Source organism: Pseudomonas granadensis (genome assembly GCF_900105485.1).
GTDB classification, from domain to species: Bacteria; Pseudomonadota; Gammaproteobacteria; order Pseudomonadales; family Pseudomonadaceae; genus Aquipseudomonas; species Aquipseudomonas granadensis.
In genome coordinates this window covers 304,406-326,047 of the sequence record NZ_LT629778.1, presented here as the reverse complement: position 1 = coordinate 326,047, position 21,642 = coordinate 304,406, and the positions used below count along the sequence as shown (strand labels likewise).

Here is a 21,642-nt window from a genome sequence, read left to right as displayed (position 1 = left end):
TGTTACACCTTCCTGCCTTCCAGGTGGCTGCGGCGGTATTGCTCCGGCGTGCACCCGGCCTGCCGGGCGAACATGGCGATGAACGCCGAGCCGCTGCTGTAACCGAGATCAAAAGCGATTTCCTGCACGCTCCGTGCAGTTTCCAGCGCCTCGATCGCGGCCAGATAGCGCAAACGCTGGCGCCACTCACCGAAACTCATCCCCAGCTCGCGAACAAACTGCCGGGCCAGCGTGCGCTCGCTGACATGCACCTGCAGCGCCCAGTGGGCCAGCGGCTGATTATTGCCCGGCTCAGCTTGCAGCCTGTCGAGAATCGCCAGCAAACCGGGACTGCTGGCGTACGGCAGATAGCATTCGTGCACCGGCGCCTGCTGTAGTTGATCGACCAGCACCTGCGCCAGGCGCTGATCGGCATCGAGTTGCGGGATTTTCACGTCGCGGGCGGCGAAGTCCTTGAGGATCGCCTTGAGAATGTCGCTGATCGCCAGGGTGCAGGCCCGCGCCGGCAGCTCGGCGCAGACCTTGGGATCGAGGCACACCGCGCGATAGTTGACCGGTTGATGGCTATAGAAACTGTGTTCGACCTGCGGCGGCACCCACACGGCGTATTGCGGCGGTGACATGAAGCGGTTGCCGTCGACATCCATGTGCAGCACACCGTGTGCCGCGTATTCCAGCGTGCCCCACGGGTGCCGATGCGGTGCGGCAAATTCGTGAGCATTGAAATCGGCGTAGCGAAAGTACACCGCCGACGGCAGTTCGCTGAAATCCAGCAGATCGATGTGTTTGCTGTTCATGCTGTCCGGTTGCAGTGGCGACTTGTCCGGTTCGCAGTATAGGGCTGCATCCGGACAAGGGATAATTGCCGTTCATTAACGTACTGGTTTCAACTCATGCAATACGCGTTTCCACTGCTGGCGATTTTTATCTGGGCCGGCAATACCGTGATCAACAAACTGGCGGTCGGGGCGATTTTCCCCGCCGAGATCGGCTTTTACCGCTGGCTGCTGGCCGGCCTGCTGTTCACCCCGTTCATGCTCAAGGCAGTGATCGCGCACTGGCCGCAGATTCGCCCGAACCTAAGCAGGATTTTCGTTCTCGGCGTGCTGGGCATGGCGGTTTATCAGAGCCTCGCCTACTTTGCTGCAACCCTGACCACTGCGACCAACATGGGCATCATCCTCTCGCTGATGCCCTTGATGTCGCTGGCCATGGCGATCATCAGCCTCGGGCAACGCCTGACCGCCGGGGCGCTGGTTGGCGCGGTGCTGTCATTCGCCGGAGTGCTGGTGGTGGTGTCGTCCGGTAGCCTTGGCAGCCTGCTGCAACACGGGGTGAATCTGGGCGACGCGATGATGCTGATCGCCACGCTGGCCTACGCGATCTACAGCACGCTGCTGAAAAAATGGCAGCTGCGTTTGCCACCGCTGGTGTTGCTGTACTTGCAGGTGTTGGTGGCGATCGTCGTATTGTTTCCGCTGTACGCCGCTTCACCGAAAACCGGGCTGACCGTACAGAACATACCGCTGGTGCTGTACGCCTGCCTGCTGGCATCAATGCTCGCGCCGCTGGCTTGGATGCAGGCAGTGCAGCGTCTGGGGCCGAGCCGCACGACGCTGTTCTTCAATTTGCTGCCGCTGATTACCGCGCTGATTGCGGCGGTGGTGTTGAAGGAGCAGTTGGCGATGTATCACCTGGTTGGCGGGTTGCTGACGTTGGGTGGGGTGGTGTTGTCTGAGCGTTGGACCACGGTGCTGGGGCGCAAAATCAACGTCGTCTGATCCGGCCCTATCGCGAGCAGGCTCACTCCTGCAATTGGAATGCGTCCCCATGTAGGAGTGAGCCTGCTTGCGGTGAGCGATAACCCGGTCTGCCTGCTAACACCCGGCCGCCTCCAGCCGCGCCGCATGCTCGACAAACAGCCTTACCGGATCCGCGCCCTTGCCCACCAGCCCCAACGACTGGTTGACGATGTCGAAGTGATCCAGCGGAAAGTCATCGCCAATCACCGTGCCCAGATGCGAGCTGTAGCGCCCGACCATGCCGTCGCACTGCCCCGGCTCGCGCACGAAGGCTTTCGCAAACAGCCGACAGCTGCGATTCGTCCCGTCGAACAGATTGCCGCCCCGATCAGTCTTGCCCGGCTGCAACGTGCCCGACCACGAGTAATAGCGCACACCACTGACCTCCTCCGGTCCGTGCCCGCCCCAGGTTGGCGGCAGGCCCTGTGGATAACGCTGATTGAACAGCGCCACGCCCGCCGTGGTCAGCGAATGGTGCGAGGCATGAATATCCACCGGCAGTTTTGGCCCGTGGTAGCCGGTGTCGAGCAAGGCCATGACCCAGCCGACCAGGCGCAGAAGGGCTTCGAGCAGGCGGCCCCGGGCGCTGTCGGCGGGATAGTTGGTTTCAAGATAGTCAGCCAGTTCCGAACCGTGATTCGGCCCGGCCACGGACGTCACCGAGGCGACCAGATCCGGGCGTTTCGCCGCCACATAACGCGCGGTCAGCGCCCCTTGGCTGTGGCCGAACAGATTGACCTTGTCCGCGCCAGTCTCGCGCAGGATTTCATCGATTCGCGCCAGCAACTGCTCACCACGCACCTCTGTCGAATTGAGCGGCGACACCTGCACGGCAATCACCGTCGCCCCCGTGCGGCGCAACGCCTTGATGATGCCGTACCAATACGGGTAGAACACCAGCCGGACGAACCCGAGCATGCCCGGCACCAGCACCAGTGGATAACGTGTCGGCATCGGCGGACATCCTTGTAGTCGGTGAGTGGATGCAAGATGTGCAAAACGCCCGCCAAGCATCCACGCGGATCATGACAACTCGACCACCAGCCTACTTCAGGCCCATGGCGAACGTCACTTCAAACCCGGCAGCGACCAGCAAGAACAGCCAGGCCATCAGAATGTCCGGGCCAGGTCGAGCAGCCGTTGCTCGGCCGCGGCCACCGACACCGCAAAGGTGCGCTCGGCAGACTCCTCGCCTTCGGCGGCGACAACCGTGACGTCATTGATGCCGATGAAACCCAGTGCCGTGCGCAGCCACGGATCGGCATGGTTCAATGCCTCCAGCTCGCCGCCGGGGCCGAAGCCAAATCCGCCGCGACTGGTGACGATCAGGGCTTTCTTGCCCTGCAACAATGGCGTGTACTGGGCGACGCCGTTGTCCAGCGTGTGGTCGAAGGTCAGCCCCAGCCGCACGATCTGATCGACCCAGGCTTTGAGGCCGCTGGGCACGTTGAAGTTGTACATCGGCGTGGAAATCAGCAGCAGATCATGGTCGAACAGTTCACCGACCAACGCGTCACTCAACGCGAGATCCGCCTGCATCACCAACGGACGTGCCTCGGGCTCGGGATAAAACGCCGCCGCCACAAACGCCTCACTGACCGCCGGAATCAGCGCTCGCCCCACCTCACGGCGAGTCACCTGCGCCCCCGAGTGACGCGCCTGCCAGGCACTCAAAAATCCTTCAGCCAGCCGCCGCGAAGTCGACCGCTCACCCCGCGGACTGCCGTGCACCACAAGAATTCTGCTCATCTATAAATCTCCTGACTAGAATCTAACCACTTGACCCTTGCAGCTTGAAGCTGGCCGCTGCTTCATTTCAAATGAGCAAAAATCAGTCGGGATGAATTGATTTCATCCATGGAGTTGCCCATGTTCGCCTCGTTGCCGCTGACCGCCCTGCGTGCTTTTGAATCAGCCTCCCGGCTGCTGAGTTTCAAGGCTGCTGCCGAAGAGCTTTGCGTCACGCCTACTGCGATTTCTCATCAGGTCCGCGCCCTGGAGGATTGGCTGGGTGTGGCGCTGTTCGAGCGTCTGCCGCGCCAGGTGCGCCTGACCGAGGGTGGCGAACGTCTGTTTCGCAGCCTGCACGGCGCGCTGCTGGAGGTGGCGCAATGCGTTGATACCCTGCGCCCGCAACGCAGCGGCAGCAGCCTGACGCTGTCGACCACCGCCGCCTTCGCCGCGCTGTGGCTGGTGCCGCGGCTCGGGCGTTTCTATGCGCAGCATCCGGATATCAATGTGCGCCTCGACACCCACTGCGAAGTCATCGATCTGCATCAGGACGCCAGCGTCGATCTGGTGTTGCGCTACAGCCTCGACGACTACCCGAACCTGTATGGCCTGTGCCTGTTCGATGAGTCGTTCGGCGTCTATGGCTCGCCCGAACAGGTGGCGCTGGCCGCGCAGCGCACGCCGACGCTGATCAGCGTGCACTGGTACAACTCCAGGCTCTACGCGCATGGCTGGCAAGCGTGGTGCGCAAAGTCTGGCGAGAATTGGCTGAGTCCGACACCGGCCATTCGCGAATACGACGAAGAGCATTACGCCCTGCAAGCGGCGATCGCCGGACAAGGCTTGGTGCTGGCGAGCAATATTCTGGTATCGCAAAGCGTCGCCAGCGGTGTGCTGGTGCCGTACCGCGGCGAGGTGCAGGTCGATGGCGCCGGCTACAGCGCCTTGTGCGTGCCGGGCCGCGAGCGGCATCCGCCGGTGCGGGCCTTTTTCGCCTGGCTGCGTGAAGAAGCGCAGCGCTCCGGGTTGACGCCACGGTCGGCGCAAATCGCGTAAAACTTTTCGCCGCACGCGTCACTCACAGCATGGGTAGCGACCGCGTCAGCAGAACGTGGCGCCCATCGGATTAGCCTCCTGGAGAGACTCACATGAGCGACGACCTGCATTTGTCAGATGTACAAACCCTGCGCGAACGTGCGCGCCAACACGTCGAAAACGGCGCCGTCACCGAGAGCTACAGCGCCAACCGCGAAGAAGTGCTGCGCCTGCTCAACGAATCGCTGGCCACCGAGCTGGTGTGCACCTTGCGCTATAAACGTCACTACTTCATGGCCACCGGCCTGAAAGCCAAAGCAGCCGCCGATGAATTCCTCGAGCATGCAGTCCAGGAAGCCGAGCACGCTGATCGCCTGGCCGAACGCATCGTGCAACTGGGCGGTGAACCGGAGTTCAATCCGGACGTACTGTCGCGGCTGTCTCACGCGCAATACGTGGCGGGCAATACGCTCAAGGAAATGGTCTACGAAGACCTGGTGGCCGAGCGGATCGCCATCGACAGTTACCGCGAGATCATTCAGTACCTCGGCGACAAAGACCCGACAACGCGACGCATTTTCGAAGACATCCTGGCCCAGGAAGAAGAACACGCCGATGACATGGCGGACATTCTGAAAGACCTGTAACCATTCAATACCGCCATCGCGAGCAGGCTCACTCCTACAGGTTGAAATGCGCTCCCCTGTAGGAGTGAGCCTGCTCGCGATGGCGTCTTTGTATGCGCTGAAAATTACCGGGTAGGTTTAACAGTAACCGGCGCCTTGCCCTGCTTCATCTGCTCCAGCAACGGCGCACACTGGTTCGGCTCGCCACCGCTCGGTGCGACCAGCGCCAACAGCCCGGCCGCCGGAGCAGCGATCACACCCAATGCAACCATGCCCGCGCCACGCAACATCAATGGCACAGCCTTCACCCCGGCATCCGGCTTGATGAACTTGCCGCGCACATACAGCGGCGAGCGCAGGGAGATCAGGCGCCAGCCCTTGGATTCCGGCGTCACCGTCAGGTCGAGTTGCTCGGTGGCCATGTTTGCCGTGCCGTCGATGTAGATGATTGCGTTCTCGGTATCAAAGACAAAAAGCTGCGTGGTCGCCAGCCCGGTCTTGATATCGAAGTCGGCAGCAGCGCAATTGATCTTCACTTCCTTGTCGCCAAAGATCTTGCCGACCACGTAATTGCCGACGTTAAGCCCGGCCAGTTCCATCAACTCGCGGCTGATCGCGCCGTCGTTGATCAACATTTTCAACTTGCCATTGGCACCACCCAGCAGTTTCGCCACGGAGTTGCCGCGTCCGCTGATATCGGCGTCACCGTTGAGCTCACCGAAACTGGTCTTCATCGGTTCGAAGGTCGGGAACAGTTCCTTGAGCTTGAACTTGCGCGCGGTCAAGCGGGCCCGGCCTTCCAGCGGTTCTGTACGCCCGTTGAGGCGAATCTGTGCATCCAGATTGCCGCCGGCCACGCCAAAGCGCAGCGGCTCGAGGCTGAGTTCGCCGTCGTCGAGTTTCAAGTGGGTATAAAGGTCGGTGAACGGCAGCTTTTCGCTGTGCACGATGCGCTTGCCGGTGAATTCGACGTCAGCGTCCATCGCGCGCCAGCGATCGGTCTTGAACTCCTCGACCGGCAGCACCTTGTCGGTCGGCTGCTTGCTCGCGCCGCCACGGGCCTTTTGCTCGGTGTTGGAATCGGCGCCAATCAGCGGCGCGAGATCGGCGAACAGCAATTGATTGGAGAGCAAAGCGCCGCTGAGTTTTGGTCGAGGCTGGCTGGCAACATAGGTCAGGTCGCCATGAATGTCGCTGTCGCCGATCTTGCCGTTGAATTTCTCGTACGTGAACTTCGCCCCGGCCTCGTCATGCAGCTTGGCGATCAGATGGCCGTCGGTGGAGTACGGCGGCGTGTCCGGCAGGGTCACGCCGGTCAGCGGGTAGAGATTGCCGAGGCTGGCGCCGGCCAGTTTCAGGCGCAAGTCGAGGGCGCCGAGGTTGAGCGGGTCGGTCAGGGTGCCGGCCAGTTCGATGCGGGTGTCGCCGATCTGCGCTTGCGCCTGCAACGGGAATGGCTTGTTCGCGTCCTGCAATGCCAGCAACCCGCCGATCTTGCCCTGGCCGGTCAGGTTCTGGCCGTGATACTGGCCTTTGACCTTCAGGGCAAAGGCATAATCCTGTGGCGCACCGCCCTTGTCCTGCGCGGTTTTCGCCGCTTTGGCGCCGACGATGTCGCTGTACGGAATGGGCTTGCCGAGCGGATCGATCAGCACATCGAGGCGGGTCTTGAGGGTCTGATCATCAAGGGTGACATGGCCCTTGTCGAAACCGATGGCGCCGATGTCGACCACCCAGTTCGACGGTTCGGCGTTGGGGTCTTTCGGGTCAAACTTGAACACCCAGTTGGCGCGACCGTCAGCCAGGCGTTGCAGCTCGGCATTGGGTTCGGTCAGGTCGATACGCGGAATCACCACGCGCTGCGTCAACAAGGCCAGCGGCGAGATGCGCAGCTCGACTTTTTTCAGGGTGACCATCTGCGCCTGTTTCGACCAGTCCGGGTTGCCCAGGCTCAGATCCTCGGCAACCACGTGTGGCCACGGCACCCAGGCGCGCCAGCCGCCTTCATCCGGCTCGCGCTGCCAGATCACCGCCAGGTTGCCATTAATGGCAAACGCGCGGTGCAGCTCTTCTGAGACTTTGGTATTGATGGTGGGTTTAATCCGGTTCCAGTCGAAAAACGCGATGATCAGAATCAGCACTGCCAAGAGCAGTGCGAGAGTGGCGAAGGTCCAGCTGAAGATTTTTCCAGTGCGCGTCATGCACAAAGCTCCTGATCACGACCGCACGCCTGGATCCCGACGTACAGTTTGAAACGGCAGACCGAAGCGGCCCTCATGCAGTCTGTGACTGGCGAAAGGCCCGCAGGTTTAATGGAAAGGCAGTTTAAGCCATAAAAAGGCCCGCAAAACTGACCGATCGGTCGGGCAGTGTTACCGCGACCCGCACTTTTGCGAGGCGCGAGTGAGTCGAAAATACCCACCTCAGTGCAAAACCACCGGCCGGAAAGGCCCGATCTAGAGCCCTCGAAGCGAACAATCAATTCTGTTGATTATTACCATTGCGTTTATGAACTTTTATATCGACTTATCGAGAGTAGCATTGCCCTCGTACCCACTTTATCGCCCTCCCAAGGAGCAACCCATCATGAAACGCCAATTACTGCTCAGCCTTACCCTGTCGATGCTAGCCAGCACTGCTTTCGCCCTGCCCGCTGCCGATCAGGCCACTCCGCAAGTAAAATCCAGCCACTCGGTGTTCAGCCAGACCGTAGCCGCCGATGGTTCCGACCGCACTCCCCAAGGCCAGACCCTGGCTGAAGGCGGCCGTGATCGTCTGGAAGAAAAAGGCCTGGTGCAAGACGGTTCCGATCGCACCCCACAAGGTCAAGCTTTGGCCTCCGACGGTAGCGACCGCACTCCACAAGGTCAGACCCTGGCGTCCGATGGTAGCGACCGTACCCCACAAGGCCAAACCCTGGCGTCCGACGGTAGCGACCGCACTCCACAAGGTCAGACTCTGGCGGATGACGGTTTCGATAAAACCCCACTGGGTCAGGCAATCGCCGAAGGCGGTGGTGACCGTGTGATCGAACGCAACAGTGCCTTGAGCTAAGCCCATGGCGGCCTCGAAAAAAAGCCCAATCCCCGGATTGGGCTTTTGACTTTTCTGCCCCGCTGCAACGCCTGCCCCACCTTCTCCCGTTCGACGCCGGCAAAGCCGATTTGCTAGAGTGCGACGCTTGTCCTGCCAAAGAACACGCCCTGCGATGCTGCCCCGCGCCGAACAGAAACAACAGACCCGCAACGCCCTGATGGACGCTGCCCGCCACTTGATGGAAAGCGGCCGCGGTTTCGGCAGCCTGAGCCTGCGTGAAGTCAGTAAAACCGCCGGCATCGTACCTACCGGTTTCTATCGACACTTTGCCGATATGGACGAACTGGGTCTGGTGCTGGTCAGCGAAGTTGGCCAGACCTTCCGCGAAACCATCCGCCTGGTGCGCCACAACGAATTCGTCATGGGCGGCATTATCGATGCTTCGGTGCGGATCTTTCTCGACGTGGTCAGCGCCAATCGCTCGCAATTCCTGTTTCTGGCCCGCGAACAATACGGCGGCTCGCTGCCGGTGCGTCAGGCGATTGGCCGCTTGCGCGAGAACATCAGCGCCGACCTCGCCGCAGACCTGGCGTTGATGCCCAAACTCCAACATCTGGACATCGCCGGTCTGAGCGTGATGGCCGACCTGATCGTCAAATCAGTATTCGCCACCCTGCCCGACATCATCGATCCGCCCGCCGAAGCGTTGCCCGAGCATATGACCCCGCAAGCGAAGATCACCCAGCAGCTGCGCTTCATCTTTATCGGCCTCAAGCACTGGCAGGGGTTGGGCAGTACCGAATAACCGCAGCCACTCCCATCTCCATATAGGAGTGAGCTCGCGATAGCGGTATGCCAAGCGAAGCATCTCTATCTGACACACCGCTATCGCGAGCAGGCTCACTCCTACAAAGGTGCAGCAGCGCCGCATTGATTTGGTGCATGACAAATTCTTCACGCACCAAAACCTTCCAGAAACTTCCCGCCTGTTGAAAGATCAGCCACGCGCCGACAGTCATTTCCTACAGATCGGCCGATTGGCGCGGCCCTTGCTCTAGCCTGATCATTGTCCATTGCTGGAAGATTTCCGATGCTGGTGATTCACCGCAGAATCGACCCTCAACCCGTCTGGGCCGCCGAGTTGCACCTGACCTTCGAAGCGCGCAGCAAGAGCCGTTTGCGCTGTTTCAGTGCCGAAGGCGAAGACGTCGGGTTGTTTTTGGAGCGCGGCCAGCCGCCGCTGTTTGACGGCGAGTGCCTGCAAGCCGAAGACGGCCGCATCGTGCGGGTCTGCGCCCGCCCCGAGCAATTGCTGCACGTCACCTGCGCCAACGCGTTTGAATTGACCCGCGCCGCCTATCACTTGGGCAATCGTCATGTTGCCCTGCAAGTCGGCGATGGCTGGTTGCGCCTGCTCGACGATTACGTGCTCAAGGCCATGCTCGAACAACTGGGTGCGCAGGTCGTTGCCATCGAAGCACCGTTCCAACCGGAACACGGTGCCTACGGCGGCGGCCATCATCATTCACGCCATGGCGACGAAGATTTCAACTACGCGCCGAAACTCCATCAGTTCGGCGTACGCCTGTGAATCCGGCCTGGGCACTGTTGCGCCTGGCCAGTCCGCAGTTACCGATTGGTGGTTACAGCTATTCCCAAGGCCTGGAAATGGCGGTGGACAACGGCCGGGTCAACAACCCCGACAGCGCGCGCCGCTGGATCAGCGATCAGTTGCTGCTCAACCTCGCGCGCTTCGAAGCGCCGCTGCTGCTTGCACATTGTCAGGCGGCCGCCGATGAACACTGGGCCGAGCTGCTGCAGATTTGCGAACGCCATCGCGCCAGTCGCGAAACCCGCGAGCTGCATCTGGAAAGCCGGCAGATGGGCTACTCGTTGCAGCAATTGCTCAACGGCCTGCCGGAGCTGGACGCGCCCGCACGTTGCTTCCTTGAGCAATGCGCCGAACCCCATCTGGCCCTTGGCTGGGCACTGGCCGCGCGTTCCTGGCGGATCAGCCCGCAGGATGCCCTCGCCGCTTGGCTGTGGAGCTGGCTGGAAAACCAGCTCGCGGTGCTGATGAAAACCTTGCCGCTGGGCCAGCAAGCCGCGCAGCGCCTGACCAGCGAACTGCTGCCGCTGCTGCAACAAGCGCAGCAGGACGCGACCCGCATCGATCCTGATCACCTCGGCAGCGCCGCATTCGGCCTTTCACTGGCGTGCATGGCCCATGAGCGCCAGTACAGCCGCCTCTTTCGCTCTTAGGAGAAACATCAAATGAATACACAACCTCTGCGCGTCGGCATCGGCGGCCCGGTCGGTTCCGGCAAAACCGCATTGACCCTGGCCCTGTGCCTGGCCCTGCGCGAGCGCTACAACCTCGCCGTGGTGACCAACGACATTTACACCCGCGAAGACGCCGATTTCCTCGTGCGCAACGAAGCTCTGGCTCCGGAGCGGATCATCGGCGTGGAAACCGGTGGCTGCCCGCACACGGCGATCCGCGAAGACGCCTCGATCAACCTCGAAGCGGTCGACCAACTGAACCGGCGTTTTCCAGGCCTCGATCTGATTCTGGTGGAATCCGGTGGCGATAACCTGTCGGCGACCTTCAGCCCGGAATTGTCCGACCTGACCATCTACGTGATCGACGTCTCGGCGGGCGACAAGCTGCCGCGCAAGGGCGGTCCGGGCATCTGCAAGTCCGACTTGCTGGTCATCAACAAAATCGACTTGGCGCCGCTGGTGGGGGCCTCGCTGGAAATGATGGACAGCGACACCCAGCGCATGCGCAACGGCAAGCCGTTCGTCTTCAGCAACCAGAAAACCGGCCAAGGCCTTGAGCAGATCATCGCCTTCATCGAACGCCAGGGCCTGCTGAGCGCAGCCTGATTCACTTATCAACAAGGAAGCTTATCCATGACACTCAAACGCATTCTTGGCGCGCTTGCGCTGCTGCTGGCCCCGGCGCTGGCCTTTGCCCATCCCGGGCATGGCGACAGCGGTCTGATCGCGGGCATCAGCCACCCGATCGGTGGCCTCGATCATTTGCTGGCAATGCTCGCCGTTGGTTTGTGGGCGGCGCAACAGCAAGGCCCGGCGCGCTGGGCGCTGCCGTGCACGTTTGTCGGCACCATGCTGATCGGCGGCCTGCTCGGCTTTGAAGGGCTGGAATTACCGGCGCTGGAAAGCGGCATTGCCGCCTCGGTGCTGGCGCTGGGTCTGGCGGTAGCGTTGGCGGTGCGTCCGCCGCTGGTCATGGCGGTGGCCGCGACTGCGCTGTTTGCGTTGTTCCATGGCGTGGCGCACGGGCTGGAGTTGCCGGAAATGAGCAGTCCGTGGGCGTATGCAGCGGGTTTCGTGGTCGCCACGGCCGCTTTGCATGCCGCCGGTTATGGCGTGGTGCGCGTGTTGCCGCAGGCTGCGGCGCCGCTGGTGCGGTTGGCGGGTGCGGCGTCGGCGGCGACTGGCGTGTGGTTGCTCGCCGGTTGATTATTTAGCGTCTGCATCGGCTCCATCGCCAGCAGGCTGGCTCCCACAGGTTTTGTTTACAGCGCAAATCCACTGTGGGAGCCAGCCTGCTGGCGATGGCGGCCTGACCGACACCGCGTCGCTAAAGGTCGCTGCTCTGCTACCATGTCGCGCAATCGCCCTTGCCCGTGACGACGTCCGCTCATGCCCCACGCTTGCCGCTCCACCGCCCTGCCTGAATTGACCGCCCTGTTCGGCGCTGTGCAACAGCACTTCGTCAACGTGATCGTGCCCCTTTGGCAAGGTCCGGGCTGGAACGCCGACATGGCGTTGCCCTTCGAAGCGCTGGACGCCGCACAGCAACCGATGCCCGTGCAACGCTATCGGGCCATGGCCTGCGCGCGGCAGCTGTACCTGTTTTCCAGCCTGATCGGGGTTGTGGATAACGCTGAAGTTCGCGCGGCAGCGCTGTTCCGTTCGCTGCAACGGCATTTTCACGATGCCGAGCACGGCGGCTGGTTCTACAGCATCGATGCCCAGGGCAAGCCGCTCGATCAGCGCAAGGACCTCTACACCCACGCCTTCATCCTGTTCGCCTGCGCGCATTACTGGGCAAAGTCCGCTGATCCGCTGGTCGAGTCGACTTTGAATGCCGCGCTGGAAATCATCGGCCGTCGCTTCGCCACCGGCGATGGTTTGTATGAGGCATGTCTGGATCGAGACTGGATGACGCTGCAAACCGGTCCGCTGCAAAACCCGCTGATGCATCTGGCCGAAGCGTTCCTCGCGACGCTGGCCGTGCGCGAAGACCCGCAGACCCAAAAGGACCTGCTCGAATTATGCACAGCGATGCACAAGCACTTCGTCGATCCGCAATATGGCGTATTGATGGAAAAGCCGCTCGGCGCTGTGGATAACTGGTACGAACCGGGCCATCAATTCGAATGGTATTTCCTGCTGCAATCCTCGCCGCTGCTACGCGACTCGAAATTGCACCGGGCACTGGATCGCGCATTTGCCTTTACCGAGCAGTACGGTGTGCTGGAAGCCTGCGGTGCGGTGCGCGCCATGCTTGATCTGGAAAGCAACGGCCGGCCGCGGGATTCGACCCAGCGCATCTGGGCTCAGGCGGAATACCTGCGCGCGCTGACATTGCGTCCGGACAGTGAAGCGGCGGTGCTGCGCCAATTGCAGGCGTTGCAGCAGCGGTTCCTGCATGCCGGCGGCTGGTATGAGTGTCGGGATGAGCAGGGGGAAGTCAGTCGCAAGGACATGCCTTCCACCACGCCCTATCATTTGGCGACGTGCTACAGCGGTCTGGCTGAATATCTGCGCTAACCGATAAATTGCTTTCGCGAACAGGCTCGCGCCCACAGGTGAACATATTCCAATGTGGGAGCCAGCCTGCTGGCGATCAGCAGCGGCGCAGTCTCAAGCCTTGTTCCGCTCAATGGCAAATCCAGCCCAGGTCTGGCTCACCGGCATCAACTCCAGGCTGTTGATGTTGATGTGCGCCGGGGTGTTCATCACCCAGAAGATTGTCTCGGCAATGTCCTGCGGCTGGATCGGCTCGGCACCGGCGTAGGTCGCGTTGTAGCGCTCCTGATCGCCGGCGAAACGTACCAGCGAGAACTCACTTTCACACAGTCCCGGCTCGATGTTGCTGACCCGCACGCCGGTACCCTGCAAGTCGCAGCGCAGGTTCAGCGAGAACTGTTTGACGAAGGCCTTGGTCGCGCCATACACGTGGCTGCCCGGATATGGGTAGTTACCGGCGATGGAGCCAAGGTTGATGATGCCAGCGCCGCGGCCATGACCGATCAGACGCGGCAGCAACAGGCGGGTGGCGTACATCAGGCCTTTGACGTTGGTGTCGACCATGGTGTCCCAATCGTCCAGATCGCACTTCGGCGCCGGGTCGACACCCAGGGCCAGCCCGGCGTTGTTGATCAGGCCGCGCAGGGTGGCGAACGACGGCGGCAGATTGGCGATCGCCGCCTCCATCGCCTTGCGATCACGCACATCGAGCACCAGACCATGCACTTCGGTCTGCTTCGACAGTTCGGCGCACAGCGCATTGAGGCGTTCTTCACGACGGCCGGTCAGCACCAGTTTCCAGCCAGCCTCGGCAAAACGACGGGCACAGGCTTCACCAAAACCGGAGGTCGCGCCGGTGATAAACAGGGTGTTGGACATCGTGTTCTCCTTGCTTCGGCCACCGCAGCAGCCCTTGGAATAGAAAATCAGCAGGCAGCATGCCCGCCCGCGCTTTTACGGGCAACTGCCACAAGCTGTATAAAAAATAACCAAACCTGTCGACGCCACGGCCAGCGTGGCTTGCAGCCATATACGCGCATGTTATCCACAGTCGGTTCCACAGTTTCCGGGGGCAAGTGGAAATGCGCAAAGCCACGCCACACAAGGCTTTGCGGGCGAAACAGAAAGTTTTTTGCTTGACCCGGCAGTGGCAGTTATGCCGGACAGGGCATTCTTCACGATAGAGCGCACAGCGCAGTGATTGCGCAAGGCCAGTGCTGACGGCCCTTGGCGAAGTCTTTCCAGAGTTTAATCACAGACTTATCCACAGGCAGGCGTGCGGCAGAGAGGCCCTGCTCGCGGCACGATAAAAGGGTTGACAATGGCGCGTGCCGCTCCCTCAAAATCACCCGATCAAAAAACAATCAATCGCCTACAAGCCCCGTCATACAAGGCCTTCAGCCGACTACACCCACGTTATTCACAGCCAGCTCCACAGCAAACGGGGACAAGTCAAAACTGTGGAAAAACAGGCGTTTGCAGCGTCTATATGTCGCGCTTTGGCAGCTTGGTGGATTTGTTTTCCACAATTGCCGAACTCACGCATTTTCCTTGTAGGAGTGAGCCTGCTCGCGATAGCGGTTTTCCAGCCGACATTACCGTTGACTGATACACCGTAATCGCGAGCAGGCTCACTCCTACAGGGGTTGTGTCGGATGGTAGAGATAAAAAAACCCCGACATTTGCGTGTCGGGGTTTGTGGACAACTTGTGATTAATCAGTGCCCGCCCAGATAGGCGTTACGCACCTCCTCATTCACCAGCAGCTCTTTACCGGTGCCGGACAGGCGAATTTCGCCGTTGACCATGACATAGGCGCGGTCAGACAACTTCAGCGCATGATTGGCGTTCTGCTCGACGAGGAAGATCGTCATGCCGGTTTTCGCCAGCTCGCGCAGCGTCGCGAAGATCTGCTTCACAACGATCGGCGCCAGCCCCAGGCTTGGCTCGTCGAGCAGCAACAACTTCGGCCGACTCATCAACGCCCGGGCGATGGCGAGCATCTGCTGTTCGCCACCGGACATGGTCATTGCCCGCTGGGTGCGCCGCTCTTCGAGCCGTGGAAACAGCTCGAACATGCGCTGCATGTCCTCTTTGGCGTACTTGTCGCCAATCGGGATGGTGCCCATCAGCAGGTTCTCCTCGACGGTCATGTCGGGGAATACCCGCCGCCCTTCCGGCGATTGTGCGATGCCGTTGGAAGCGATGTAGTGCGATGACTTGTGCGTAATGTCGACGCCTTGGTACAGAATCTGCCCGCCCGCTGCGCGCGGCTGGCCGAAAATCGACATCAGCAGCGTTGATTTTCCGGCGCCGTTAGAGCCGATCAGGCTGACGGTTTCGCCTTCGTTGATCTGCAGCGAAACGCCCTTGAGCGCCTGGATCGGGCCGTAGAACACATCGAGGTTTTTCAGTTCGAGGATGGGTCCGGTCATGCCACTTCCTCTTCATCGGCGCCCAGATAGGCCGCGATCACTTTCGGGTCGTTGCGGATCGCGTCCGGCCCGCCTTCGGCAATCACGATGCCGTGGTCCAGTACCACGATGTGGTCAGAAATGCTCATCACCATGCCCATGTCGTGTTCGATCAGCACCACGGTCAGATCATGCTCGTCGCGCAGCAGCCGGATCATCGCGCTCAGCGCTTCGGTTTCCTGAGGGTTGAGGCCGGCGGCCGGTTCGTCGAGGCAGATGATCTGCGGCCGCGTGCACATGGCTCGGGCGATTTCCAGACGGCGCTGCTGGCCGTAGGACAATTCCCCGGCGAGGCGGTTGGCGCAGTCGACCAGATCGACCACTTCCAGCCAGTAGAACGCGCAGTCCAGCGCATCGCTCTCGGCCTTGCGGTAGCCCTTGGTGTTGAAGATGCCGGCGAGCATGTTGCGGTTGACCCACATGTGCTGGGCCACCAGCAGGTTTTCCAGCACCGACATTTCCTTGAACAGGCGAATGTTCTGGAACGTTCGGGCAAGACCCGCACGGTTCACCAGATGGGTGCCACCGAACATCTTGTAGTACAGGCGACTGAGGAAGGATTTCGGCGAGACGAAGTCGGTCGGTTTGAACGACTCGCCCAGCAACTGGATGACGTTGGTCTGCTGGCCGCGCACGTTCAGTTCGATCTTGCCGCCCGACGCCTTGTAGAAACCGGTCAGGCAGTTGAACACCGTGGTTTTGCCGGCACCGTTGGGGCCGATCAAAGCGAAGATCGAGTTGCGTTTGACCTTCAGGCTGACATCGCTCAAGGCCTTGATGCCACCGAAATGCATCATCAGTTTTTCAACGGAGAGTACGACTTCACTCATGGCGCAGCCCTCTCGTAATGAATGGCACCTTTGCGTGGTTTGACTCCGGAGCGGCTGATGCGGATCAGCCCGCGTGGTCGCCAGATCATCATCAGCACCATCAGGATGCCGAACAGCAACACGCGATATTCAGCGAAGCCACGCAGCAGTTCCGGGGCGACGGTGAGCACGAACGCGGCGATCACCACACCGATGGTCGAGCCCATGCCGCCGAGCACGACGATGGCGAGGATCAGCGCCGATTCGAAGAAGGTGAACGAGGTCGGGTTGACGAAGCCTTGATAGGTGGCGAAGAACACCCCGGCCAGCCCCGCGGTCGACGCACCGATGGTGAATGCCGAAAGCTTGACCAGTACATGGTTGAGGCCCATCGAGCGACAGGCAATCTCGTCTTCGCGCAACGCTTCCCAGGCGCGACCAACCGGCATTTTCACCAGACGATGTTTGATGTACAGCACGGCTAATACCACGAGGAACAACACCGCGTAGATAAAGTAGTACTTCACATCCGGGTTATACGAGAGGCCGAAGAACTCGTGAAACGGCACCCCGCCATCCTTCGCGCGCTTGCCGAACTCCAGACCGAAGAACGTCGGCAGTGGCGCCGGCATGCCGTTCGGGCCGCCGGTCAGCGACAACCAGTTGTTCAGCACCAGACGAATGATTTCACCGAAGCCCAGGGTCACGATCGCCAGGTAGTCGCCGTGCAGACGCAATACCGGGAAACCGAGAATGCAACCGGCAAGGCCCGCGGTGATTGCCGCCAGTGGCAGCACCGTCCAGAAACCCAGACCGAGATACTGGTATCCCAGCGCCAGACCGTAGGCGCCAATGGCGTAGAACGCCACGTAACCCAGATCAAGCAGACCGGCCAGACCGACCACGATGTTCAGGCCCAACCCCAGCAGCACGTAGATCAATCCGAGAATCACCACCCCCAGCAGATAGGAGTTGGAAACAAACGGCACGATGATCGCCAGCACGATCATCAGCGGAATGATCCAGCGCAGCCGCGACTTGTAATCCGGCGGCAGCACGTGCACGCCGGAGCCGCTGCTTTCGAAGCTGTCGAGGATTTTCAGGCCCTTGGGCGTTTGCAGGAACAGGCTGAGGGCGAAGCGGCCGGCCATGACGATGGCAATGATCCATGCCACGCGGGTCGATTCCAGATTGAAGCTGTAGCCGTCGAGCACCACGCCAACAATCGGTCCGAACACGATCAGGGCAATCAGGCCAGCGAGAATCGCCTCGACCAGGCTTTTTTTGATATCGATGGATTTTTCAGTGGTTGTTGAAGACATCGCTTACACCTTCGACACAAGAGGACGGCCCAACAGACCTTGCGGTCGGAAGACCAGAACAAGTACGAGCAGCGAGAAGCTGAACACGTCTTTGTAGTCGGAGTTGACCAGGCCGGAGAACAACGACTCGGAGATGCCGAGGATGATCCCGCCGAGCATCGCACCGGGCAGCGAACCGATCCCGCCGAGTACCGCTGCGGTGAACGCCTTGATGCCGATGATGAAGCCGGCATAGAAGTCGAAGGTGCCGTAGTTCATGGTGATCAGCACGCCGGCCAGTGCCGCCATGGCTGCACCAATGATGAACACATAGGAGATCACCCGGTCGGTGTTGATCCCGAGGATCGAGGCCATCTTGCGGTCTTGCTGGGTGGCCCGGCACATGCGCCCCAGCTTGGTGTATTTGATGATGTAGGTCAGCAGCCCCATGCCGACGAAAGCGGCAATCAGGATGAAGACTTTGGTGTAGGTCAGTTGTACGAAGCCGGTGCCGACTTCGACACGCCAGGCACCGGTCAGCAGGGTAGGCACGCCCTGTTGTTTGGCGCCCTGAGCGATCTGAGCATAGTTTTGCAGAATCAGCGAAATACCGATGGCGCTGATCAGCGGTGCCAGTCGGGTGGAGTTGCGCAGGGGTTTGTAAGCGACTCGCTCGATGACCCAGCCATACACCGCCGTAACCACGATGGTGAAGATCAGGGTGCCGAGCATCAGCAGCGGGAAGGATTCGATACCGAAGTAAGCCAGCAGAGCCAGACTGATTGCCGCCAGGTAAGCGGAAATCATGTAAACCTCGCCGTGGGCGAAGTTGATCATGCCGATGATGCCATAGACCATTGTGTAGCCGATGGCGATCAGGCCGTAGACCGACCCGAGAGTCAGGCCGTTGACCAGTTGCTGCAGGAAAATACCATCCATAACGCAATCTCACGCAGTGAGAACCTGCGCACCCTTGGCGCGCGGTTCTTCTAGGAAAAATACAGATTTACGTCGGAGCAATGTCGGAGCGCGATCATCGGACCACCACTGCCCCCTGTAGGCCTTCGCCTGCTCGCGATGACGGACTGACAGGCAACACCTGTGTTGAATGCTCAACCGCTATCGCGAGCAGGCTCACTCCTACAAGGGATTTGCGTGATCAGATGATCACTTCAGCCCTTACTTCTGTTTTTCCAGCTGGTGGTATTTGCCGTCCTTGTCCCACTGGTAAACCACGTAGTCGGAGACTTTCAGGTCGCCCTTGGCGTCCCAGGTCTTCTCGCCCATCACGGTTTTCACCGGGTTGGCTTTCAGCCACTTCGCGGCCGCTTCGCCGTCGTTTTTCTTCGCACCGTTGAACGCCGCTGCCAGGGTCTGGACCGAGGCGTAGGCGTACAGGGTGTAGCCCTCAGGCTCGGTGCCGGCCTTGCGGAAAGCATCCACGACGGTCTTGCTGTCAGGCAGCAGACGCGGGTCGGCGCCGAAGGTCATCAGCACGCCATCGGTGAATTGCGGGCCGCCAGCGGTGGTCACCAGTTCGTCGGTCACGATGCCGTCATCGGACATGAACTTGACGTCTTTCAGGCCTTGTTCACGCAACTGGCGAACCAGTGGACCGGCTTCCGGGTGCAGACCGCCGAAGTAGACGACGTCGGCACCGGCGCCACGGATCTTGGTGACGATGGTGCTGAAGTCTTTCTCGCCACGGGTCAGGCCTTCGTACAGCACCGGTTTGACGCCGCGTTTTTCCAGTTGAGCCTTGGTGGCATCCGCCAGGCCTTGGCCGTAGGTGTCCTTGTCGTGCAGCACGACGACTTTCTTGCCCTTGAGCATGTCGACGATGTAATCGCCGGCGACGATGCCCTGCTGGTCGTCACGCCCGCACATGCGGAACATGGCGCTCAGACCGCGCTCGGTGACTTGCGGGTTGGTCGAACCCGGAGTGATCGCGATGATCCCGGCTTCGTCGTAGATTTCCGAGGCTGGAATGGTCGAAGAAGAGCAGAAGTGACCGACCACGCCGGCGACTTTCTGGTTGGTGAGGTCCTTGGCGACCGTCACGGCCTGCTTCGGCTCACAGGCGTCATCGCCCTTGACCAGCACGATTTTCTCCCCGTTGACGCCGCCCGCCGCGTTGACGGCGTCAGCCGCTGCCTGTGCCCCTTTCATGTACTGCTCGCCAAACGCCGCGTTGGCGCCCGTCATTGGACCCGCTACACCGATCTTGATATCAGCTTGAGCAAACGCAGAAACACCCAGCGCAGCAGCTACTGCGAGGGCCAGAAAGCCTTTCTTGTAAAACGTCTGGGACATGAGGTGGTGCTCCAAGGTTTTTTTTAGTTGGCAATGCGACTTCACTTCACTCAAAGCTCAGAGCAAGGCCCGTGCCAGCGGTTTTTTATTCTTCAAAAAGTCGCTGCTTTCTTGTTATTTCGACTGTTTCGTTCCCATTTTCATTGGGCGTGCAACCGTCTAAACCGCGGAAGGTGAAACCATTGTTTTTTTCAGGCGCAACCTGTGCGCGCCATCATTGCAACCGCAGCGGCAAACGACGTGCAACCAGCCTGTAACAGCCCGCGTCACCGAACTGCACACTGCTGGTGCGGGACTGCTACAACCCGCACCATTACAGGCTAGTCGCTCGATTCAAAAGCGCCGCTTCCGGCAACAAATTTCAACACTCAAATGACGATGCGCAGGCACTGGCCCGCGTGATAGAGCGAAAAACCGGCCTCGTACAGGCAACTGCGCAAGCCGACGCCGGCCAAGGGCTGCATCGGTGCAAAGGGAATCGGCAATGACTGCCGGTCGCCATTGCACAAATAATCGGCGAAAGCTTTGCCGACCACCGTGCCGGTGGTGACGCCGCGGCCGTTGTAGCCGGTGACGGCCACCAGCCCCGGTGCCGGTTCGAACAGGCGCATCAGGTGATCGGGCGTAAAGGCAATGCGCCCGGTCCAGGTGCATTCCCATTCGACCGGCTTCAGATTGGGGAAGTAATGCTGCTGCACCCGGTCGGCCCAGGCCTTGAGAAACCAGGTCGGTTTCTGATTGCCATTGCCGAGGCTGCCGAGCAATAACCGTCCTTCCTTGTCGCGGCGGATGCTACTCAATACCTGGCGGGTGTCCCACGAACCCTGACCGCCGGGAAGAATTTCCTGTGCGGCGTCTTCGCTCAGCGGGACGGAAGCGACCTGATAGTAATAACCGGGAAAAAAATTGCGCTTGAGCTCGGTCCAGTCGCCTTCGGTGTAGGCGTTGGAGGCGATCACCACTTGCTCGGCGAGCACCGAGCCTTGTCCAGTCTGCACCAACCATTGCTGGCCGACGCGTTCGAGGCGGGTGACCGGCGAATGATCGAACATCTGCCCGCCGAGCCCGAGCACCGCGTTCGCCAGCCCGGTCACATACGCCATCGGGTTGAGCGTGCCGGCGCGACGGTCGAGTAGCGCGGCGGCGATTTTCTGCGTACCGGTGGCTTGCTCGCAGGCCTTGCCGGTCAGCAGTTCGACCGGCGCGCCACGGCGCTGCCATTGTTGCTCGCGACTGCGCAGGTCCGCCTCGCCCTTGGCGTTATGCGCCATGTGCAAAGTGCCTTCGCGGCGCAGCTGACAGTCGATGCGGTATTTATCCACAAGGCTGAACACCAGCGCCGGCGCCGCACCGAGCATGCGGTTGAGCTGACTGCCGACCGCTTCGCCGAAGCCGGCTTCGATCTCGTCCGGTGGGATCCACAGGCCGGCGTTGACCAGACCGACGTTGCGCCCGGACCCGCCATGCCCGGCGCGATGTGCCTCGACAATGCAGACGCTTTTACCTTTTTCCAGCAAGTGCAGCGCCGCCGACAACCCGGTGAACCCGGCGCCAATCACGCAGACATCGACCTTGACCTCGCCCCTGAGCGCGGTGTGATCCGGGCGTTGCGGCGTGAGCTTTTCCCACAGACATTCTTCGCGTAACGGCATTGCCAAGCTCCTGTCGGAGCAGCTGCAAGCTTCAAGCTACAAGCAGCAAGCCGATCTGCTTGTAGCTTGGGGCTTGATG

21 protein-coding genes are annotated in these 21,642 nt (G+C 60.7%); 10 read left to right on the top strand and 11 right to left on the bottom strand.

Annotation, left to right across the window (positions count from 1 at the left end; genetic code table 11):
- Positions 1 to 2 precede the first annotated feature (2 nt).
- Positions 3 to 797 carry an AraC family transcriptional regulator gene (locus BLU52_RS01360; protein ID WP_090280910.1) on the bottom strand — a complete coding sequence of 265 codons (795 nt, stop codon included), beginning with the start codon at positions 795 to 797 and terminating at the stop codon, positions 3 to 5.
- Positions 798 to 893: 96 nt separating this feature from the next.
- Between BLU52_RS01360 and BLU52_RS01355 the strand changes: the two genes are divergently transcribed.
- Positions 894 to 1,781 carry a DMT family transporter gene (locus BLU52_RS01355; RefSeq protein ID WP_090280907.1) on the top strand — a complete coding sequence of 296 codons (888 nt, stop codon included), beginning with the start codon at positions 894 to 896 and terminating at the stop codon, positions 1,779 to 1,781.
- Between the two features lie 96 nt (positions 1,782 to 1,877).
- On the opposite strand, the gene BLU52_RS01350 is transcribed toward BLU52_RS01355, so the two are convergent.
- Both BLU52_RS01350 and BLU52_RS01345 read right to left on the bottom strand, forming a co-directional pair.
- Positions 1,878 to 2,756 (bottom strand): esterase/lipase family protein, encoded by an 879-nt coding sequence (locus BLU52_RS01350; protein WP_090280904.1) that lies wholly within the window; start codon positions 2,754 to 2,756, stop codon positions 1,878 to 1,880.
- A 156-nt stretch (positions 2,757 to 2,912) separates the two neighbouring features.
- The gene (locus BLU52_RS01345; RefSeq protein ID WP_090280901.1) at positions 2,913 to 3,551 is read right to left on the bottom strand and encodes an FMN-dependent NADH-azoreductase; all 639 of its coding nucleotides are present in this window, start codon (positions 3,549 to 3,551) and stop codon (positions 2,913 to 2,915) included.
- Positions 3,552 to 3,659: 108 nt separating this feature from the next.
- Between BLU52_RS01345 and BLU52_RS01340 the strand changes: the two genes are divergently transcribed.
- Positions 3,660 to 4,589: a LysR substrate-binding domain-containing protein gene (locus tag BLU52_RS01340; protein ID WP_167359879.1), complete on the top strand. Its 930-nt coding sequence runs from the start codon at positions 3,660 to 3,662 to the stop codon at positions 4,587 to 4,589.
- A gap of 92 nt (positions 4,590 to 4,681) precedes the next feature.
- Positions 4,682 to 5,215 carry a ferritin-like domain-containing protein gene (locus BLU52_RS01335; RefSeq protein ID WP_090280893.1) on the top strand — a complete coding sequence of 178 codons (534 nt, stop codon included), beginning with the start codon at positions 4,682 to 4,684 and terminating at the stop codon, positions 5,213 to 5,215.
- Between the two features lie 104 nt (positions 5,216 to 5,319).
- On the opposite strand, the gene BLU52_RS01330 is transcribed toward BLU52_RS01335, so the two are convergent.
- Entirely contained in the window at positions 5,320 to 7,395 is a 2,076-nt protein-coding gene (locus tag BLU52_RS01330; protein WP_090280888.1) for an AsmA family protein, read from the bottom strand.
- 385 nt (positions 7,396 to 7,780) lie between these two features.
- Between BLU52_RS01330 and BLU52_RS01325 the strand changes: the two genes are divergently transcribed.
- From BLU52_RS01325 to BLU52_RS01295, 7 genes are all read left to right on the top strand, one after another.
- A complete protein-coding gene (locus BLU52_RS01325) occupies positions 7,781 to 8,248 on the top strand; it encodes a hypothetical protein (protein ID WP_090280885.1) in 468 nt (155 codons plus the stop codon).
- A 154-nt stretch (positions 8,249 to 8,402) separates the two neighbouring features.
- A complete protein-coding gene (locus BLU52_RS01320; RefSeq protein ID WP_090280881.1) occupies positions 8,403 to 9,035 on the top strand; it encodes a TetR family transcriptional regulator in 633 nt (210 codons plus the stop codon).
- 285 nt (positions 9,036 to 9,320) lie between these two features.
- Positions 9,321 to 9,821: an urease accessory protein UreE gene (ureE, locus tag BLU52_RS01315; RefSeq protein ID WP_090280878.1), complete on the top strand. Its 501-nt coding sequence runs from the start codon at positions 9,321 to 9,323 to the stop codon at positions 9,819 to 9,821.
- On the top strand, positions 9,818 to 10,492 hold the full coding sequence (locus tag BLU52_RS01310) for an urease accessory protein UreF (RefSeq protein WP_090280872.1): 675 nt from the start codon (positions 9,818 to 9,820) through the stop codon (positions 10,490 to 10,492). Before ureE ends, BLU52_RS01310 begins: the two co-directional genes overlap by 4 nt.
- Positions 10,493 to 10,504: 12 nt before the next feature.
- On the top strand, positions 10,505 to 11,119 hold the full coding sequence (gene ureG / locus BLU52_RS01305; protein WP_090280868.1) for an urease accessory protein UreG: 615 nt from the start codon (positions 10,505 to 10,507) through the stop codon (positions 11,117 to 11,119).
- A 27-nt stretch (positions 11,120 to 11,146) separates the two neighbouring features.
- Positions 11,147 to 11,719, top strand: a complete 573-nt coding sequence (locus tag BLU52_RS01300) for a HupE/UreJ family protein (protein ID WP_090280863.1) — start codon at positions 11,147 to 11,149, stop codon at positions 11,717 to 11,719.
- Positions 11,720 to 11,902: 183 nt separating this feature from the next.
- Complete coding sequence (locus BLU52_RS01295) at positions 11,903 to 13,036, top strand: AGE family epimerase/isomerase (RefSeq protein WP_090280859.1); 1,134 nt, start codon at positions 11,903 to 11,905, stop codon at positions 13,034 to 13,036.
- 93 nt (positions 13,037 to 13,129) lie between these two features.
- Here the strand turns inward: BLU52_RS01295 and BLU52_RS01290 are convergent, their stop codons facing one another.
- The 7 genes from BLU52_RS01290 to amaA form a co-directional block, all read right to left on the bottom strand.
- Complete coding sequence (locus BLU52_RS01290) at positions 13,130 to 13,894, bottom strand: SDR family oxidoreductase (protein ID WP_090280855.1); 765 nt, start codon at positions 13,892 to 13,894, stop codon at positions 13,130 to 13,132.
- A gap of 838 nt (positions 13,895 to 14,732) precedes the next feature.
- A complete protein-coding gene (locus BLU52_RS01280; protein WP_090280850.1) occupies positions 14,733 to 15,449 on the bottom strand; it encodes an ABC transporter ATP-binding protein in 717 nt (238 codons plus the stop codon).
- Positions 15,446 to 16,318 (bottom strand): ABC transporter ATP-binding protein, encoded by an 873-nt coding sequence (locus BLU52_RS01275; RefSeq protein WP_090280847.1) that lies wholly within the window; start codon positions 16,316 to 16,318, stop codon positions 15,446 to 15,448. The genes BLU52_RS01280 and BLU52_RS01275 overlap by 4 nt, the downstream gene beginning before the upstream one ends.
- Positions 16,315 to 17,619: a high-affinity branched-chain amino acid ABC transporter permease LivM gene (gene livM, locus BLU52_RS01270; RefSeq protein WP_090280844.1), complete on the bottom strand. Its 1,305-nt coding sequence runs from the start codon at positions 17,617 to 17,619 to the stop codon at positions 16,315 to 16,317. The genes BLU52_RS01275 and livM overlap by 4 nt, the downstream gene beginning before the upstream one ends.
- 3 nt (positions 17,620 to 17,622) lie before the next feature.
- Entirely contained in the window at positions 17,623 to 18,537 is a 915-nt protein-coding gene (locus BLU52_RS01265; RefSeq protein ID WP_041480712.1) for an ABC transporter permease subunit, read from the bottom strand.
- A 240-nt stretch (positions 18,538 to 18,777) separates the two neighbouring features.
- Complete coding sequence (locus BLU52_RS01260; RefSeq protein ID WP_090280841.1) at positions 18,778 to 19,911, bottom strand: branched-chain amino acid ABC transporter substrate-binding protein; 1,134 nt, start codon at positions 19,909 to 19,911, stop codon at positions 18,778 to 18,780.
- A gap of 368 nt (positions 19,912 to 20,279) precedes the next feature.
- Positions 20,280 to 21,563 carry an L-pipecolate oxidase gene (amaA, locus tag BLU52_RS01255; RefSeq protein ID WP_090280838.1) on the bottom strand — a complete coding sequence of 428 codons (1,284 nt, stop codon included), beginning with the start codon at positions 21,561 to 21,563 and terminating at the stop codon, positions 20,280 to 20,282.
- Between the last annotated feature and the right edge of the window lie 79 nt (positions 21,564 to 21,642).